Origin of the sequence: Streptomyces sp. NPDC057638, assembly GCF_042800315.1 — a bacterium.
GTDB lineage: Bacteria > Actinomycetota > Actinomycetes > Streptomycetales > Streptomycetaceae > Streptomyces.
Genome location: NZ_JBHVHF010000038.1, coordinates 1 through 17,812 on the forward strand (window position 1 = coordinate 1; position 17,812 = coordinate 17,812).

Consider the following 17,812-nt stretch of genomic DNA (forward strand, 5'->3'; position numbering starts at 1 on the left):
GGGCGGGGGCGTAAGACCCGTCGGCTGCGGGTGAGCCATGCCTTCCACTCGCCGCTGATGGATCCCATGCTCGCCGACTTCCGGGACATCGCCGAGGGACTGACGTATCACGCGCCGGTGATCGCGATGCCGCCGGTCGAGGGCGCCAGGGACGCGGCCTACTGGACGCGGCATGTGCGCGAGGCCGTGCGCTTCGCCGAGCAGGTGACCTGGCTGGAGACCGAGGGCGTCTCGGTCTTCGTCGAGATCGGGCCGGGCGCGGTGCTGACCGCGATGGCCCGGGAGTCGCTGACCACGGATGACCCGCTGCTGGTTCCCGTACTGCGCAAGGGGGCCTCGGAGGAGCGCGCGGCGGCCATCGCCGTGGCGGAGCTGCACACGAACGGCGTGTCCGTCGACTGGGCGGCGTACCTCGCCACCATGGGCGGACGACGGGTCGCTCTGCCGACGTACGCCTTCCAGCGGAAGCGCCACTGGATCGACGAGGCTGTCGGCGTCCACGTCGGCACGAGCGACGCGGCCGAGAGCGCCGACGCGGCCGACGCGCCGGACACGACCGCGCCGGACACGACCGGGTCTGAACTGGAGCGGCGGCTCACCTCGCTCGGTGCGGACGAGGCCCTTCGTCACGTCGTCGACCTCGTACGTGACAAGGCGGCGATGGTCCTCGGACACGAGGACGCGGGCGCGATCACGACCGACCTCGCCTTCAAGGAACTCGGTTTTGACTCCCATCTATCCATGGAGCTGTGCGCGAGCCTGGGCAGAAGCACCGGGCTGCGGCTGCCCTCGACCGCGCTCTTCGACTACCCGACGCCCGACGCGCTCGCCCGCCATGTGTTGAGTGGGGTCGTCGGCGAGCCGGAGGCCGGGGCCGGGAGGACGCCGGTCGCCACGACGGTACGCGCGGACGACGACCCGATCGCGATCGTGGCCATGGCCTGCCGTTACCCGGGAGGCATCACCACGCCGGAACAGCTGGGCCAGCTGGTCTTCGCGGGCGGTGACGCCATCACGGCGTTCCCGACCGACCGTGGCTGGGACCTGGAGGCCCTCTACGATCCGGAGCTCGGCCAGCCCGGCCGCACGTACACGAGTCAGGGCGGGTTCCTGCACGACGCCGCCGAGTTCGACCCGGGGTTCTTCGGGATCTCGCCGCGTGAGGCACAGGCGATGGACCCGCAGCAGCGGCTGCTGCTGGAGACGTCGTGGGAGGTTCTGGAGCGGGCGGGCATCGACCCGCAGTCGCTGCGGACGAGTCAGACGGGAGTGTTCGTCGGCGCGACGGCCCAGGACTACGGCCCCCGACTGCACGAGGCCCCGGAGGGCTACGAGGGCTACGTCCTCACGGGCACCACCGGCAGTGTGGCGTCGGGTCGTATCGCGTACACGCTGGGTCTTGAGGGTCCGGCGGTGACGGTGGACACGGCGTGCTCGTCGTCGCTGGTCGCTCTGCATATGGCGGCCCAGTCGCTGCGCGGCGGCGAATGCTCGCTGGCCATCGCCGGCGGTGCTGCCGTCATGGCCAACCCCGGCATGTTCGTGGAGTTCTCGCGTCAGCGTGGGCTGTCCGTGGATGGGCGGTGCAAGGCGTTCGCGGACGCGGCGGACGGTACGGGGTGGGGCGAGGGGGTGGGCATGGTGTTGCTGGAGCGTCTCTCCGACGCGCGGCGTAACGGGCACCGGGTTCTCGCGCTCGTGCGGGGGTCGGCGATCAATCAGGATGGTGCGAGTAACGGTCTGACGGCGCCGAACGGTCCGTCGCAGCAGCGGGTGATCCGGCAGGCGCTGGCGCAGGCGGGTCTGTCGGCCGCCGAGGTGGACGCGGTGGAGGCGCATGGTACGGGCACGAAGCTGGGTGATCCGATCGAGGCACAGGCGCTGCTGGCCACTTACGGTCAGGGGCGTGGGGACGGGGAGCCGTTGTGGCTGGGGTCGCTGAAGTCGAATATCGGGCACACCCAGGCCGCCGCCGGTGTGGCGGGTGTGATCAAGATGGTGCTGGCGATGGAGCATGGCGTCCTGCCCAGGACGCTTCATGTGGACGAGCCGTCCCGGCATGTCGACTGGGGTTCGGGTGCGGTGTCGCTGCTGACGGAGGAGCGTGCCTGGCCGGAGACGGACCGTCCCCGTCGTTCCGGTGTGTCGTCCTTCGGTATCAGCGGCACCAACGCCCATGTCCTCCTGGAGCGGCCCGCCCCAGCGCACACGCGCCGCCCCGAGCGCTCCACCGCCCCCCAGGCCGCGCCCGGCGTACCGCCATGGCTGCTGTCCGCCAGAACCGAACAGGCGCTGCGCGCCCAGGCGGAGCGGCTACGGGACCACCTCACGGCCGCTCCGGAACTCGAACCCGTCGACATCGGGTACGCGCTGGCCACCACGCGTACGCGCTTCCCGCACCGCGCGGCGGTCTTCGGCGGCGACCGCGCCCAGCTCCTCACGAACCTCGCCCTGATCGCCCGGGCGGAGCCGGGACCGGGCATCGTCCGTGGCACCGTCCGGCCGGCGGGCCGAACCGCGTTCCTCTTCTCCGGGCAGGGCAGCCAGCGACGGGGCATGGGACGGGACCTGTACGCGGCTCACCCCGTCTTCGCCAAGGCGCTGGACGAGATCTGCGCACACTTCCGCCCCTATCTCCAGCACCCCCTCCGCGAGGTGATGTTCGGGGAGACGACCGCCGATGAGACGGCGGACGTCCTGCTGCACCGCACCGCCTACACACAGCCCGCCCTCTTCGCGTTCGAGGTCGCCCTGTTCCGGCTGTGGGAGTCCTGGGGCGTGCGGCCCGACGCGCTGGCGGGCCACTCCATCGGGGAACTCGCGGCGGCTCACACGGCCGGCGTGTTCGACCTGGCTGACGCGGTCCGGCTGGTCGAGGCCCGCGGCCGGCTCATGCAGGGGCTGCCCGAGGAGGGCGCCATGGTGGCCCTCCAGGCAACCGAGGACGAGACCGTCCCCCTCCTCTCGGACGGAGTGTGTGTCGCCGCCGTCAACGGCCCCGCCGACATCGTCATCTCCGGGTGGGAACAACCGGTCACGGCCATCGCCGAGCACTTCGCCGAACGGGGCCGCAAGACCCACCGGCTGCGGGTCAGCCACGCCTTCCACTCCCCGCTCATGGACGGAATGCTCGACGAGTTCCGCGATGTGGCCGCGGAACTGGTCTATCGAGCTCCGCGTATCCCGGTGATCTCCGATGTCACGGGAGAGGAGGCGTCCGCCGAACAGCTCGCGGATCCCGGGTACTGGGTGCGCCACGCCCGGGCGGCGGTGCGTTTCGCCGATCAGGTCGCCTGCCTGGACCGGAAGGGCGTCACCACATACGTCGAGATCGGGCCGGACGCGATCCTCACCGCCCTCGCCCGACCGGCGGCCTCCGCCGGGGCCGCGTTCATCCCCACCCAGCGCCGGGACCGGCCGGAGACATGGGCGGCCGCCGAGGCACTCGCCCGACTCCAGGTGGACGGTGTCCCCACCGACCCGGAAGGAGTCTTCGCGGATACCGGCGCCCGGCCGGTCAGCCTGCCGACCTACGCCTTCCAGCGCGACCACTACTGGCTGGCCTCCGCCGCACCGGTCTCCTCCGCGGCACGGCGTACGGGAGAGCGGGCGGCGGAGGACCGGCTGTGGGACGCCGTGGAGACCGGGGACGTCCACGCGTTCGCGGCCGCTCTCAACGCCGATGCCGACGCCGCACCGGACTCCCTTGCCGCCGCCTTCCACCTGCTCGCCACCTGGCGGAAGGAGCGGGGCCAGGCCACCGTGGAGACCGGGGCGACGCCAGGCACCGAGCAGCCGGCCGGGGATGACCAGCCGGATCAGGTGCGCCAGCGCTTCGCCGAGCTGCTCCCCGACGAGCAGCGTCCGTTTCTGACGCGGGTCGTGCGCGAACACGCGGCAAGGGTCCTGGGGCATCCGAGCGCTGAGGCGATCGGCGCGGAGGACGACCTCCTCGACGTCGGTTTCGCCTCGCTCACCGTCGTGGAACTGACCAACGCCCTGGGCGCGCTGCTCACCATCCCGTTGTCACCGACCGTGGTCTACGACCACTCCACCCCGGTCGATCTGGCCGAGTACCTGCGCGCACAACTCGTCGAACACATGGAGCCGATCGTATGACCAGCCCGGCCAGGGAAGCACTGACCACCGAAGGAGACACCACCGTGGAAGCCGTCGCAGCCCTCATGGATCCCGCGTTCGCCTGGCGGACCATCTGGCAGGACCGGTTCGAAGGACCGGCCGGGTCCCCCGTCGACGCCGACACCTGGATCGTGGTGGAGGGGCAGCCGTTCGGTGCCGGGGTGGAGCATCACACCAGCGACCCGGAGAACATCGCTCTCGACGGCGAGGGCCGGCTGCGTATCACCGCCACCCGCGACGCCGACGGTACCTACCGGGCGGCCTGGATAGAGACACGGCGCGAGGACTTCGTCCCACGGCCGGGCGGCGCGCTGCGCATCGACGCCAGAGTCAGGACCGCGGCCGGCCCGGGCCTGGACTGCGCGATGTGGGCCTGGGGGACCCAACTGCGCCACCGTGGCGACGAGGATCCCGTACAGGCCTGGTACCGCGCCGGTGAGATCGACCTCTTCGAGGCCCTGGGCTCCGAGCCCGACTCGGTATGGGGTGCCCTGCACTCTCCCGAGTGCCACCAGATTCCCTCGCTCGGCATCGGCCGCAAGACCACCACCGACGGGGGGCGTCCCCTCAGTGAGGACTTCCACACCTTCACGGTGCTGTGGCGGCGCGACCCCGACTCGGTCACCTGGCTCCTGGACGGGCGTGAGTTCCTCACCCTCACCCCCGAGGACACCACCCCCAAGGGGTGGTTGTTCCACCAGCCGACCTATCTCTGCCTGGCCATCATCATCGACAGCCCCGGAGGGCCGGTGCTGCCCGGCACCCCGGACCCGGAGTCCTTCCCCTCCTCCCTGCTGATCGAGGAGATCACCGTCTCCGAGTCCGTCGAGGAGCCCACGGCATGAGGACGACGTCCACCCGGCCAGAGCTCCTGGCCATCCCCCGGCAGGAGCGTATCGACGCCCTGGTGAAGCAGCTGGTGGCCGATGTCCTGGCCGATCCGACAGGTGGCCTGGGCCCCTCCGTCTATGAGACGGCGCGGCTGGTGACGCTGGTGCCATGGCTCGATGGTCACCGTGAGCGCGTTCGCTTCCTGCTCTCCCGGCAGCAGGCGGACGGCGGCTGGGGCGGGCCCGAGGGCTACGGTCTCGTTCCCACCCTGAGCGCGATCGAGGCCCTTCTGGCGGCGAGCGAACAAGCGGGGTTGCCGCAGGAGCTGCGCCGGGAGGCCGCTCTGGCGGCCGAACGGGGCATGGACGCCGCGCTCCGGTTGCTGGCGGAGAGTCAGCGGACCGGGGTTCCGAACACCGTCGTCGCGATGATGATCATCCCGGCCCTCATCTCGGACATCAACGCCCGTCAGGCGCGCCGGCTTCCGCTGCCGCCCGGCATGGACGACACCCGTCTCGGTGACCTGCGGCGAGACGGCTGGCACAATCCCCTGGCCGGTCACTACCTGGAGATCGTCGGACCCGCCGCCGTCCAGGCGCCCCATCTGCGGCCGGTCGATGGCGTCATCGGCTGTTCGGTCGCCGCGACCGCGGCCTGGCTCGGACCGCGCGAGCCCGGACCGCGATGCGCGGAGTCGGTGGAGTTCATGCGCCGCACCCAGGAGCGTGGTGGCGGCCCGGTGCCCGCGATGACCTCCGTCGCGTACTACGAACGCGCCTGGATCCTGGGAAATCTAGCCGCCTCCGGCACCGCCGTGGACCTGCTGCGCCCGCTCGCGGACGAACTGCCCCCGGACACGGCCCGTACGGGTGCCCCCACGGCACCGGGCTTCGCCTACGAGGCCGAGACCAGCGCGATCATCCTCGCGGCGTTCGCGCGGCTGGGCCCCGCCCACGAGCCCGCCTACCTCTGGCAGTACGACGCCGGGACCCACTTCCGGTCCACCATCCCCGAGTTCACGCCCTCGACGAGCACGAACGCCCATGTCATGGGGGCCCTGGGCAGCTATCTCGACGTCGCACCCCAGGACGGCGAGCGCTACGCGGACGCCATCGAACGGATCGCGCGCTGGCTCGGCGAGCAGCAGCAGGACGACGGCACATGGATCGACAAGTGGCATGCCTCGCCGTACTTCTCGACCATGCGCTGCGCGGTGGCGCTCCGTGAGCACGCCGACGCGGCGCACCGGCCCACCGTCGCCCGCGCTGTCGACGGGGTTCTCGCCGGCCAGCACGGCGACGGCTCCTTCGGCCGATGGGGCGGCACCGTCGAGGAGACGGCCTACGCGGTGCAGACCCTGCTGCGCGCCACCGACCCTGATGACGCCCGCGCCGCCGCCGCGGCCCGTCAGGGCTGCGCCTTCCTCGTTGAGCGTCTGCCGGACACGGACCACCCCGAACTGTGGATAGGGAAGGAGTTGTACGCCCCGGTCCACATGGTGCGCGGCGCGGTTCTTGGAGCGCTGCAACTGGCGCGATCTCGTTGGTGAGAGGCGTTTGACAGGCCGACTCGGTGGTGCGGCCTTCGCGATCACACGGTGCTGGACCCTGACCGTGTGCTCCGAAAGGTCCGCCACCGGTCGGCCGGGGGCACACCCCCTCGACGTGGACCACCTTGTGTTGTGGCCGCGGGCGTTCAACCGGTCCGGAGCGCCCGGCCGGTGCCTCTCCCGCGGCCCCTCCGGGTACGGGAGACATATCCCGCACCGTGCCCGTGGGGCGGACACGGGCGCACCCAGTCAATCGATCGCATTACCGGGTTGCAAATTTGACTTGGTTAAATACGCGCTGCTCTACTGCCCACCGGCAAGGTCAACGGACCGAGGGCAGGAGAGGGAACGGGTATGTCAAACGTGGTGGTCGACGGTGAGAGGGCCGCACCGCGCCGATGGTGGGGGCTGGCGGTCATCGGCCTTGCTCAGCTGATGGTCATGCTGGATACGACCATCGTGAACATCGCGTTGCCATGGGCGCAGCGTGAGACAGGCATGTCGGATGTCAGCCGCCAGTGGGTTGTCACCAGCTATATGCTCGCCTTCGGCGGGCTGCTCCTGCTCGGCGGACGGATCGGTGACCTGCTGGGGCGCAGACGGGCCTTCATCACCGCCGTCATCGGGTTCACGGGTGCGTCGGTGCTCGGCGGAGCGGCGTCCAGCGCGGGTGTTCTGATCGCCTCCCGGGTGGGACAGGGCATCTTCGCGGCCCTGTTGATGCCTGCCCTGCTGGCACTGCTGACGACATCGTTCACCGAGCCCCGCGAGCGGGCCAAAGCCTTCGGAGTCTTCAGCTCGGTCGCGAGCGCGGGCGGCGCGCTGGGACTACTCGGCGGCGGCGTGATCACGGAGTATCTCGACTGGCGCTGGTGCTTCTACGTCAATGTGCCCATCGGCGTCATCGTCGTCATCGGCGGCCTACTGCTGCTGCCGAATCCGCCCGCCAACAAGGCCGTCAGGGTGGATCTCCTCGGCGCGGTGCTGTCCTGCGCGGGCATGGTCGCGCTGGTGTACGGCTTCGACGAAGCGGCGGCCGAGGGCTGGACGGAGGGACGCGTCTACGCCCTGCTCGCCGGCGCGCTCGTCCTGCTGGCGCTCTTCGTGGTGCGCCAGGCCAAGGCGAGCAACCCGCTTCTGCCGCTGTGGGTGCTGGCCGACCGCAACCGCGCCGGGGCCTTCCTCGGTATCGGTATCACCATGATCGGGCTCTTCGGCCTGCTGTTCATCCTGACCTACCAGCTCCAGGAGGTCATGGGCTACACCCCTCTCAAGACGGGGCTGGCGATCCTCCCGGCGACCGTGGGAACCGTACTGGTGGCCACTCAGGTCACACCGCGGCTGATGCCGCTCGTCCCGGCACGTCTGCTGGTGGCACCCGGAATGGTCCTGGCGGCGGCCGGACTGCTGAATCTCGGCCGACTCGGCCCCGACAGCTCCTACGCGACGACCCTGCTCCCGACCCAGATCCTGGTCGGTCTCGGACTCGGCCTGGTCATGGCGCCCTGCATCAACATCGCGACGAACAAGGTGCCGCCGCGCGACGCCGGTGTGGTGTCGGCCTTCGTCAGCACCTCACAGCAGATCGGAGGCTCGGTCGGTACCGCGCTGCTCAACACGATCGCGATGACGGTCACCGCCAACGCCCTGCGGGCGGACGGGCGGGAGGGATCGGCGACGGCCGAGGCGACCGTCCGCGGCTTCGCGGAGGCCGGCCTGTGGGCGGCGGGAATCGTCCTGGTCGGTGCCGTGGCGGCGGGGCTGCTCATCACCACCGATCTGCGCAAGCGGGCGCAGACGGCATCGGGCGGCCCGGACCAGAAGGAGTCCGCCTCGGTGTCAACCTCTCGCTAACACGGGGCGGGAGCCGTCGCCGTGAGGCTCCCGCACCCTGCGCGAACCGCTGATCGGCGGGTCGGAAGGGGGAGCGGAGGTGCGCGCTCCGCCGCCGCGCGCCGGATCGGATCCGCCCGCGCGGCACGCGTCGCCCGGGCGAGAGCCCACACCCGGTGGGCAGCTCGGAACACCCCCGGCCCTCCACCGGCATCGAGGGCCGGGCGACGCCGGTGAGCGGGTGGCTCCGCAACGGCCCTGGTAGCGTTGGTTCGACCCCGGCACTGGCCCGAGCGCCTGCCAGGGGGCTGTCGCGCCGGGCGGTCGGTGGCTGCGCAAGCGGGACGTGTGGTTCGGAACAGACCTTCCTGATACTGCGGAAGTCAGAGCACCTTCCGCGTCTGTGAGTGGTGACATGGGCCTGCGTGAGCGTAAGAAGCAGCGGATGTATCAGGGGATCTCCGATGCCGCCATCGCACTCTTCCTGGAGAACGGCTTCGACGGTGTCTCGGTGGAGCAGGTGGCGGCGGCGGCCGAGGTCTCCAAGCCGACCCTCTTCCGGTACTTCTCGACCAAGGAAGACCTGGCCCTGCACCGATTCGCCGATCACGAGGACGAGCCCAGCCGGGTGGTGGAGGCGAGGCCCCAGGGTGTCTCACCCCTGACCGCCCTCCATGAGCACTTCCTGGCCTGCCTGCTGCGCCGCGACCCGGTGACCGGACTCAACGACGACCCACGGATTCTCGCCTTCCACGGCCTTCTCTACGGAACGCCGCGCCTGGTCGCGAGGCTGTATGTGTACATGATGCGCTCCGAGGAGGCGCTGAGCGTCTCGCTGGGGGGTGACGCCACCGAGGCGCGCCTGGCGGCCAGTCAGATCGTCGCCGTACAGCGGATCCTCGCGCAGGAGAACTGGCGGCGGGTGGAGGCGGGGGAGCGGGCGGAGGACGTCTACCCGTCATCGGTCGCCGCCGCGGATCGGGCGTTCGCCCAGCTGTGCAGCGGACTCGTCACGTACGCGTAGGCGCGCGCATCGTGAGAGGGAGTCAACTTCGTTACCGAGTTAAGATAGTCTTTGTGGCGTGAAGCCGCTTGATCATGAACTCAGCCAGGAACGGACCTACCACGACACCTGCCGTGCGGCCATGGCCGGCATGGTCGAGGAGTCAGCCGAACAGGTCGTCGTCGGAGAGAACGTCTCGGCGTCGGGCGCCGACGCCGAGGTCCTGGGCTACATCCTGCGTAGCCAGGCGAAGGCCCTGCTGGAGGAGCCCGACCGGCCGCTCTTCTTCGGACGCCTGAGCTTCGAGGACGGGCCGTCGGCGGGAGACCACCGTGGGCAGAGCTACCACATCGGCCGTCGGCGCCTCTCCGAACATCCCTCAGCTCCCCCTCTGGTCGTGGACTGGCGGGCACCCGTCTCGCGGACGTTCTACCAGGCCAGCGTCAAGGACCCACAAGGCGTCTCGGTGCGCCGACGCTTCGGCTGGGTGCCCGGAAGCCGCGGGGAATCGGAGGATCTCAGCAGCCTGGAGGATGAGCACCTGGCCGCTGGCGAGTCGGCGGAGAGCCGGATCGTCGCCGGTGAGATCGAGCGCCCCCGGGTGGGCCCCATGCGCGATATCGCCGCCACCATCCAGCCCGAGCAGGACGAGCTGGTGCGCGGTCCGTTGACCGACTCGGTCTGTGTGCAGGGAGCGCCCGGCACGGGGAAGACCGCGGTCGGCCTGCATCGCGCCGCGTATCTGCTGTACACATACCCCCAGCGCATTCAGCGGAACGGTCTGCTGGTCATCGGTCCGAACCGCACGTTCCTCCAGTACATCTCGGAGGTCCTGCCGTCACTGGGCGAGATCGACATCCGCCAGTGCACGATGGAGGACGAGATCACCCGCCACGCCGTCAAGGCCGAGGACTCGGAGGCGGCGGCGGTCGTCAAACACGATGCGCGCATGGCGCGGGTGCTGCGCCGGGCGCTCTACGGCCGGGTCGGAGCGCCGACCGACTCCGTGGCCGTGCCTGACGGCTCGTACCGCTGGCGGATCTCGCTCGAAGAGCTGGAAGAGATCGTGGCGGAGGTACGTGGCGAGGAGCCGCTGTACCTGGTGGGACGCGAGCGCGTGCGCGCCCGTGCCGTGCAGGTCCTCCAGCGTCAGGTCGAGCGACGGGCCGGGCCGCCGAAGAACGAGTGGGTGCGGAAGATGGGGCGGGCGAAGTCCATCACCGCCTTCGTCGACTCCGTCTGGCCGAAGGTCCAGCCCGAGGAGGTCGTGGCCTCGGTCCTCGGTGACCCGGAGATCCTGGCGGCGGCGGCGGACGGCGTGCTGACCGATGAGGAGCAGCGGGCGATCCTGTGGCCGAAGCCGCCGCGCTCCTGGAAGAGCGCCAGGTGGTCCGATGTCGACCAGGTGCTGATCGATGAGGTCGCCGGGCTCATGGAGCGGCCCGATGGCTATGGGCATGTCGTGGTGGACGAGGCGCAGGACCTCTCTCCCATGCAGTGCCGTGCCATCGCCCGCCGGGTCGACTTCGGATCGGTGACGGTTCTCGGGGACCTCGCTCAGGGAACGACTCCCTGGGCCGCCCGCAGCTGGCCGGATCAGCTGCACCATCTCGGCAAGCCGGACGCTCATGTGGTGCCGCTGACCGTGGGATTCCGCGTCCCGGCCAAGGTCGTGGAACTCGCCAACCGGCTGATCCCCTCGCTCGGTGTCAGTGTTCCGCCGTCGCGGTCCCTGCGTCGGGACGGCGAGTTGACCATCCGTAACGCACCGGATCCCCTGAAGACGACGATCGAGGCGGTACGGGCGGCCCTCGAAGGCGAGGGCTCGATCGGCGTCATCGCGGACCAGGCCGAGGTGGCGGGTCTGAGGGCCGGTCTCACGGCCGCCGGTATCGCCAACTCCACCAGCGACGACATGACGTCCCGGGTCACCGTGCTGCCCGCGGCGGTCGCCAAGGGCCTGGAGTACGACCATGTCATCGTGGTGGAGCCCGCCGCGATCGTCGCCGCGGAGCCGCAAGGGCTGCACCGTCTGTATGTGGTGCTGACACGGGCTGTCTCACGGCTCGACGTCATTCACCGGCGTCCGCTGCCCGCGGCGTTGGAGCTGCCGTAGCGGGAGCCCTGACCTGTCCGGCCGGGGAGATCGATGCGGTGGGTGTCTCCCTGGCCCAGCGGGACAGCGGAGAACCGGCCCGGTGCGAGGTGGCGCACCAGGGCCGCGAGACACCATCCCCCTGGCCCGACCGGTGGGGACATCCCGTAGGAGCGGCTCGTGGCCCCGCACGGCGGGGCCGCCGCCGCGCTGGACGGGGTCGCGCGCCGCCGGGACGTCGTACGAAGGGTGGTTCCACACCCCGGTGTCCGGACCCGCGCCCGGACGGGGCTGGGCCTCCAGCGCCGTAAATGGCTCGCGAGGCGCTGCGCCGAATGATCACGATGGGGCCATGGAACAGAATCCCTCTCGACGCCGTGTCCTCCTGTCCGCCGGTGCCGCGGGTGCCGTCGCCCTCGTACCGGGCACGGTCAACGCCGCCCCGTCCGCCGCCGGTTCTCCACCAGCGGGAACGGCCGCCGCCGGGCGGCGTTCGGCCGCGCTGGTCATCCACAACGCCCGGGTGTTCACCGGGGTGCGCGGGGAGCGGGTACGGGAGGCGCTCGCGGTCGGGCGGGACGGTCGGGTGGTGGCGATCGGGTCGGACCGGGAGCTGCGCCGGTACGCCGGGCGGGACACCGAGGTCGTGGACGCGCGGCGGGGTACGGTGATGAGCGGCATCGTGGACGGGCACGCCCATCCGGTCGCCGCCGGGGCCGCGACGCTCCATCCGAGTCTGGGCTATCGGGAACTGACCGTTCCCCGGTTGCGGGAGCTGCTGAGCGGCTTTCTCGCCGATCCCGCGCACGGGCGCGAGCCGGACGGCTGGCTGATCGTGGCGGACTGGAACCCGGTGGGGCTGCTGCCCGCGGGGACCGTGCCGCACCATCGGTTCCTCGACGCGCTGGCCACCCGGCGGCCCATCGTGCTCCTCGGCACCGACGGCCACAACAGCTGGGTCAATGGGCGGGCGCTCGAACTCGCCGGGATCACCGCGACCACCCCCGATCCGCCCGGTGGGCAGATCGAGCGGGACGCCGACGGCGCGGCGACCGGGCTGCTGAAGGAGGAGGCCCAGCATCTGGTGCACCGGCTGCTGCCGGACCACCCGTTCGAGAAGGTGGTCGCGGCGACCGCGCTGGCGCTGGAACAGGCCGCCGTCCAAGGCGTCACCGGGTTCCTGGACGCCTCCGCCGACGAGTGGCACCTCGACGTCTACGCCGAACTCGACCGTACGGGAAGGCTCCCGCAGCGCGTGGCGGCGGCGCTGCGGCTCGACGCCCACGAGATCCAGGAGCCGGGTGAGGGCCTGGCGTGGCTGCGGAGGACCCGGCGGCGGTACGCGGACGTCCCCGGGCTCGATCTGCGCACGGCGAAGGTGTTCGTGGACGGGGTGATGGAGTACCCGGCCCGGACCGCCGCTCTCCTGGAGCCGTACCTCGACGGTGCCGGGCAGCCGAGCGGCCATCGCGGGCAACTCCAGCTCGATCCCGCCGACTTCGCCCGGCTCGCCGTGCTGCTCGACGCCGAGGGCTGGCAGATCCACGCCCACGCGATCGGCGACCGGGCCGTGCGGGTCGCCCTCGACGGGTACGAGGCCGCCCGGCGCGCGGGCGGTCGGCGCGACAACCGCCACACCATCACCCACCTCCAGCTGGTCCACCCCGGCGACCTCCGGCGTTTCGCTCGCCTGGGCGTGGTGGCCTCGATGCAGCTCCAGTGGGCGATGCGGGACGCCTGGACCATGGACGCCCTCCTCCCCTACATCGGCCCCGAGCGGCACCGCCGGCTCTACCCCGCCCGGAGTCTGGAACGGCACGGCGCGCTCCTGGCGGGCGGCTCCGACTGGCCCATCGACCCGCTCGGGGTGTGGAACCAGATCCGGACCGCGATCGACCGGGAAGGGGCCGACTCCGACGGCCCGCTCCACCCCGAACGCGAGGGCATCCGGCGCGTGTCGGCGCTGCGCATGCACACCGCCGGCGCCGCCCGCCAGCTCCGGGCGGACCGTCGCACCGGGACACTGGCCCTGGGCCGCGCCGCCGATCTCGTTCTCCTGGACCGGGACGTCACCCGGATCCCCGTACCGGAGATCAGCGGCACCGAGGTCCAGCTGACCCTGGTGGGTGGTGTGCCGGTGTACGAGGCAGGCACGGCGGCCGGGAGGGCCGCACGGGCCCGTACACCCGTGGCGACGGCGCGCCGCCCCGTGGGTATCGACCGGCACAGCGCGTGCGGAGGGTGCTCCCGGAAGGGATGAGCCCCCTGCGGCCCCGCCGCCTCCCGCCCCTTTCACACCGGCGACGGGGGCGGGGTCCCAGGTCCGGCACGCCGCGGTGACGCCGGTGCCGGGAGCCGCGCCCGGCACCCGGCGGTGTCAGCGGATCCCGCCGGGCCGGGCCGCGGTGGCTTTGAGCAGATCCCGCAGCAGGTCGAAGTCGACGCTCTCCGGCCTGCGGAACCGCAGACACCCCTGACCCATGTCCTGCCCGGCCAGCCGGTCCTCGAACGCCTCACGGACGTCACCGCGCAGGAGATAGAAGGAGATGTACCGCTTCTGGCCGGCGAACGCGATCTCGCACACGCCATCCCGCTCGTAGGCGGGCATCCCGTACGCCATGACCTCGTCGAAGCCCACCAGCTCCGCCCGGCACAGCTGCCGCAGCCGAGTCAGCACGGCCCTGCGGTCCTCGGGAACCTCGGTCAGGTAGCCGTCGACATCGCTCGCTTCGCTCCGCACCATGCCGCGAGGTTATAGCGAGGGAAAGGCCCATACCGGCATGGCGCACACGGCCGAGCAGGTGGGCGCTCGTCCCCGGTCGCCCAGGATCGCGGCGGGAGCGCCCAGGGAGCCCGCGCCCGTCACACGACCGGCCCGCCGACGGATGGGCTTCGGCCCTGACGGTCCCGTCGTCGGTTCACTGGTGCCCCCTTCGCGTGTGCCACGGCCCGCGTACGGTCCCGGGTGTCCGTCACGCCCCGGGATCGCGTACGGTCTCGGACCGCGCCGCCTGGCGCAGCTGCCCGGCGAGCGCCTCCAGGGCCGAGGGCGCGGCCGGTTCCTTGACCCCCCAGGCCAGCAGGTGGTGACGGCGGGCCCAGGGTTCCTGGAGCGCGCACACCTCCAGTGACTGCCGGGGGTCGAGGGCGCGCCGGGGTACGACGGCGAGTCCGACCCCGGCGGCGGCGAGGGCCGTCAGGGTGGTCAGGGTGGCGACGGTGGTCCGGTAGCGCACCACCGGGGCGTGGGGGCCGAGATGCCGCTCGATCCAGTGGCGCAGGGAGGAGTCGGCGGTGAGGCCGACGAGGGGGTGCTCGGCGGCCTCGCGGTAGCTCAGCGCGGTCCGGCCGGTGAGGATCCCGCCGGGCTGGCCGATCACGACGAGGGAGTCGTCGCCGAGCGGCTCCATCCGCAGACCGCAGTCCCGGGCCTCGTCGTCGAGGACGACACCGAGGTCCGCCTCGCCGTCGGCCAGGCTCCGCACGGTGTCCGGGGTGCGGCTCTCGGTGGCCGTGACGTCGACGTCCGGGTGGGCGCGGAGAAAGGGCACCAGCGCCCGGGGGACGAGGCGGTGCATCGCCGAGCCGCCGCCCAGCAGGGTCAGCCGGGTGGCCGGGGAACGGGTGTAGCTCGCGAGGGCGGTCTCCAGCCGGGTGGTCTGGCTGAGGACATCGCGGGCGTGGCGGGCCAGAGTGGTCCCGGCCGGAGTGGGCCGCACGCCCCGGCGGCCACGGATCAGCAGGGGCACGTCGGCGTGGCGCTCCAGTGCGCGGACCCGGGCGCTGGCCGAGGGCAGGCTCAGGTGCATGCGGCGCGCGCCCGCCGTGATGGACCCCTCCGCCACGATGTGGACGAAGAGTCGTAGGTCGTCCAGGTCGTAACGCATCGCTTCAGCCTATGGCCCCTCCTGAGGCTGGGTACAGCGATGACGCATTGTGGCCGCCGCCCTGACCGGGCGATGCTCGGCTCGTGTACGGAGGTGCCGCGCGCTCCCGAGGCCCGTGCCGTCACGGGGATGGGCCTGTTTCCCCGTGGCGCCGCCCGCTCGCGTCACTTCCGGCCCGCCCGCGGTGTCGCTTCGGCGGTGCCGTAGGCATCGGAACACGGGACCAGAGGCAGGACAGGGGAGCCGGTGGAGAGGCAGACGGCCAGGGGCGGGGCGGAGACCGCCGCACCGTACACGGACGCCGCGAGGGCGCGGCTGGTGATGGCTTACGAGGCGTGTGAACTCGCCGATCTGGCACGTGCCGTGGTGCCGGTCGGCGGTGAGGAGCTGGGCCCGGACGGCACGACCCGTGCGCCGGGGCGCGTCCTGGCGGACGCGGCGGACGTCCTCGCGGCCGCGCGGCGGTTCTTCGAGGCCGCCGTCGTCTTCGAACGGATGGCCGGTGCCGACTGGCAGCTCATCGGGGATGTCCTGGGGGTGCCCGCGCGCACCGGGCGGGCGCGGTTCGCACGGGCCGAGGCCGGGTTCGGCGCACGGCTGACGGCCCGCGGGGCCGACGGGCCGGCGGGAGCCGCCGGTGAGGTGGGACCGCTGCGGGACTATATGGTCCGCGAACCCCTGGAGACGGCGCTCGACCTGGACGAGTGGGTCCTGCGGCACCGGGACGGCGACAGCGGCCTCGGCCGGGCGCCGGTCTCCGGCGGCCTGGCGCCGAAGGAGTGCCGAAGGGGCTCTGGCGTGGTGTCAGGAAGCCCTTCTGACGGTGGGACGGGTGAGGTGTGAAGACGACGCCGACTGCCTCGACGGCCGCGCCAACGCCTCCAGCCGATGACATGACCCGGCTGCTGCGAGCGCTCGCCGCGCGTGCCCTGGTGCCCGCGCTCCTGTTCTGTCTGGCGGGGGAGATGCTCCCGGCGGCGGTCTGCGTGCTGGTCGCCGTCGGGCTGCTCGTCGGCCCGGCCGGTCCGGCGGCGGGAGCGCCGCCCGGTACGGGGTCCGAGCCGGGGCGGCCCGACCGCTGAGGCGGTCCGTCCGCCGCGGTGGTCGGGGCTCCCGGGACGGTCTGGTCGCGGGGCGGTCCGGCCCTGGGGCGGCCGGGACCCCGGGACCGGTGCCCGAGGCCGTACGGCCGCTCAGAGGACGAGGTCCTCGACCTCGGCCGGAACGGGTTCGAACCGCACCGGCAGACTGCTCATACCGGTGAGCAGGTTGGAGTAGATCCGCCGGGCCGGGCCTGTCAGCGCGAAGCCGTCGGTGAAGTCGCGGAGCGCGAGCAGCAGCTCGGAGATCTCCAGCCGCGCCAGATAGGCGCCGATGCAGTAGTGCGGGCCGTGGCCGAAGGCGATGTGCCTGTTCGGCGACCGGTCGACGAGGAACCGGTCCGGTTCGGCGAAGACGGACTCATCGCGGTTCGCGGACACGTTCCACACGGTGACCACGTCCCCCCGCCTGATCGGAGTGCTGTGGATCTCGGTGTCCCGCAGCGCCGTACGTCCGAAGTGCATGGTGGGCGAGGCCCAGCGCAGGACCTCCTCGGTGGCGCGCTTGACGGGGACGCCGCCGTGCTTGAACGCCGCCCACTGGTCGGGATGGGTGGCCAGGCTGTGCACGGCGTCGATCATGGTCAGCCGGGCGGTGGCGTCGCCGCCGAGGATCAGGCTGTAGCAGTTGAGGACGATCTCGTCCTCGCTGAGATGCTCCCCGTCGATGGTGCTGGCGGCGAGCACGCTCACGGCGTCCTCCTGGGGCGCGGCACGGCGTTCCTCGACGAGGCCGAGGAAGTACTGGAGGATGTCGTTGCGGGCGGCGTCGGCCGCCGCCGTGTACTCGGGCTGGTCGTCCGAGCTGATCGCGGACTTGGTCAGCCCGAGCAGATGGTCACGGTCCTGGCTGGGCACCCCGAGCAGATCGCAGATGGTGCTCATGGGGACCTTGCTCGCGACCTCCCGCGCGAAGTCGCAGCTGCCCCGGTCCACGGCTGTCGCGAGCAGGGTCCGGGTGGTCCGCCGCACCTGCTCGCCGATCCGGTTCAGCACACGCGGCGAGAACGCCTGCAGCAGGACGTTGCGCACCTCCTTGTGCCGCCGTCCGTCCGTCACGGGGACCATGCGCCCGGCCGCCGAGTCGCCGTCGGCGAGCAGGGTGATCAGGACGTTCCCGCGCTCTGAGGTGAAGGTGGTGTTGTCCCGGTAGAGGGCGACGATGTCCTCGTACCGGCTGAGCACCCAGAAGGCGGGGCGGTCCCCGGACGGCGGGTGCCGGTGGAGCGGATGGTCCGAGCGCAGGGTGCGCCAGTAGGCGGTCAGGTCGTGGTCGGCGAAGGTCTGCGGATCCGTCAGGTCAACTCGGGCCAGATCGTCCCGGGTCAGGGGGGTGGGCGGGGCTGCCACGGGTGTCGCCTCCAGTTCGGGCCG

At 71.8% G+C, this 17,812-nt stretch carries 12 protein-coding genes; 9 read left to right on the forward strand and 3 right to left on the reverse strand.

What is annotated here, in order from left to right; translation table 11 throughout:
- Positions 1 to 57: 57 nt before the first annotated feature.
- The 7 genes from ACFVIM_RS08195 to ACFVIM_RS08225 all read left to right on the forward strand — a co-directional run bounded on the left by ACFVIM_RS08195 (position 58) and on the right by ACFVIM_RS08225 (position 13,711).
- The gene (locus ACFVIM_RS08195; protein ID WP_384299840.1) at positions 58 to 4,119 is read left to right on the forward strand and encodes a beta-ketoacyl synthase N-terminal-like domain-containing protein; all 4,062 of its coding nucleotides are present in this window, start codon (positions 58 to 60) and stop codon (positions 4,117 to 4,119) included.
- On the forward strand, positions 4,116 to 4,985 hold the full coding sequence (locus tag ACFVIM_RS08200) for a family 16 glycosylhydrolase (RefSeq protein WP_384299841.1): 870 nt from the start codon (positions 4,116 to 4,118) through the stop codon (positions 4,983 to 4,985). Before ACFVIM_RS08195 ends, ACFVIM_RS08200 begins: the two co-directional genes overlap by 4 nt.
- Entirely contained in the window at positions 4,982 to 6,520 is a 1,539-nt protein-coding gene (locus ACFVIM_RS08205) for a prenyltransferase/squalene oxidase repeat-containing protein (protein WP_384299842.1), read from the forward strand. Before ACFVIM_RS08200 ends, ACFVIM_RS08205 begins: the two co-directional genes overlap by 4 nt.
- 354 nt (positions 6,521 to 6,874) lie before the next feature.
- Entirely contained in the window at positions 6,875 to 8,374 is a 1,500-nt protein-coding gene (locus tag ACFVIM_RS08210) for a DHA2 family efflux MFS transporter permease subunit (protein WP_384299843.1), read from the forward strand.
- A gap of 394 nt (positions 8,375 to 8,768) precedes the next feature.
- Positions 8,769 to 9,377 (forward strand): TetR/AcrR family transcriptional regulator, encoded by a 609-nt coding sequence (locus ACFVIM_RS08215; RefSeq protein WP_384299844.1) that lies wholly within the window; start codon positions 8,769 to 8,771, stop codon positions 9,375 to 9,377.
- Positions 9,378 to 9,498: 121 nt separating this feature from the next.
- Positions 9,499 to 11,472, forward strand: coding sequence for a HelD family protein (locus tag ACFVIM_RS08220; RefSeq protein WP_384299865.1), 1,974 nt, complete (start codon positions 9,499 to 9,501; stop codon positions 11,470 to 11,472).
- A 331-nt stretch (positions 11,473 to 11,803) separates the two neighbouring features.
- Positions 11,804 to 13,711, forward strand: coding sequence for an amidohydrolase (locus tag ACFVIM_RS08225; protein WP_384299845.1), 1,908 nt, complete (start codon positions 11,804 to 11,806; stop codon positions 13,709 to 13,711).
- Between the two features lie 117 nt (positions 13,712 to 13,828).
- Here the strand turns inward: ACFVIM_RS08225 and ACFVIM_RS08230 are convergent, their stop codons facing one another.
- Positions 13,829 to 14,194, reverse strand: coding sequence for an iron chaperone (locus ACFVIM_RS08230; RefSeq protein ID WP_384299846.1), 366 nt, complete (start codon positions 14,192 to 14,194; stop codon positions 13,829 to 13,831).
- Between the two features lie 229 nt (positions 14,195 to 14,423).
- Positions 14,424 to 15,338 (reverse strand): LysR family transcriptional regulator, encoded by a 915-nt coding sequence (locus tag ACFVIM_RS08235; RefSeq protein WP_384299847.1) that lies wholly within the window; start codon positions 15,336 to 15,338, stop codon positions 14,424 to 14,426.
- 246 nt (positions 15,339 to 15,584) lie between these two features.
- On the opposite strand from ACFVIM_RS08235, the gene ACFVIM_RS08240 reads away from it, so the two are divergent.
- Together ACFVIM_RS08240 and ACFVIM_RS08245 are read left to right on the forward strand one after the other, a co-directional pair.
- The gene (locus ACFVIM_RS08240; RefSeq protein WP_384299848.1) at positions 15,585 to 16,181 is read left to right on the forward strand and encodes a hypothetical protein; all 597 of its coding nucleotides are present in this window, start codon (positions 15,585 to 15,587) and stop codon (positions 16,179 to 16,181) included.
- Positions 16,182 to 16,231: 50 nt separating this feature from the next.
- On the forward strand, positions 16,232 to 16,420 hold the full coding sequence (locus ACFVIM_RS08245; RefSeq protein ID WP_384299849.1) for a hypothetical protein: 189 nt from the start codon (positions 16,232 to 16,234) through the stop codon (positions 16,418 to 16,420).
- A 111-nt stretch (positions 16,421 to 16,531) separates the two neighbouring features.
- Here the strand turns inward: ACFVIM_RS08245 and ACFVIM_RS08250 are convergent, their stop codons facing one another.
- Positions 16,532 to 17,788, reverse strand: a complete 1,257-nt coding sequence (locus ACFVIM_RS08250) for a cytochrome P450 (protein ID WP_384299850.1) — start codon at positions 17,786 to 17,788, stop codon at positions 16,532 to 16,534.
- Positions 17,789 to 17,812: the final 24 nt, after the last annotated feature.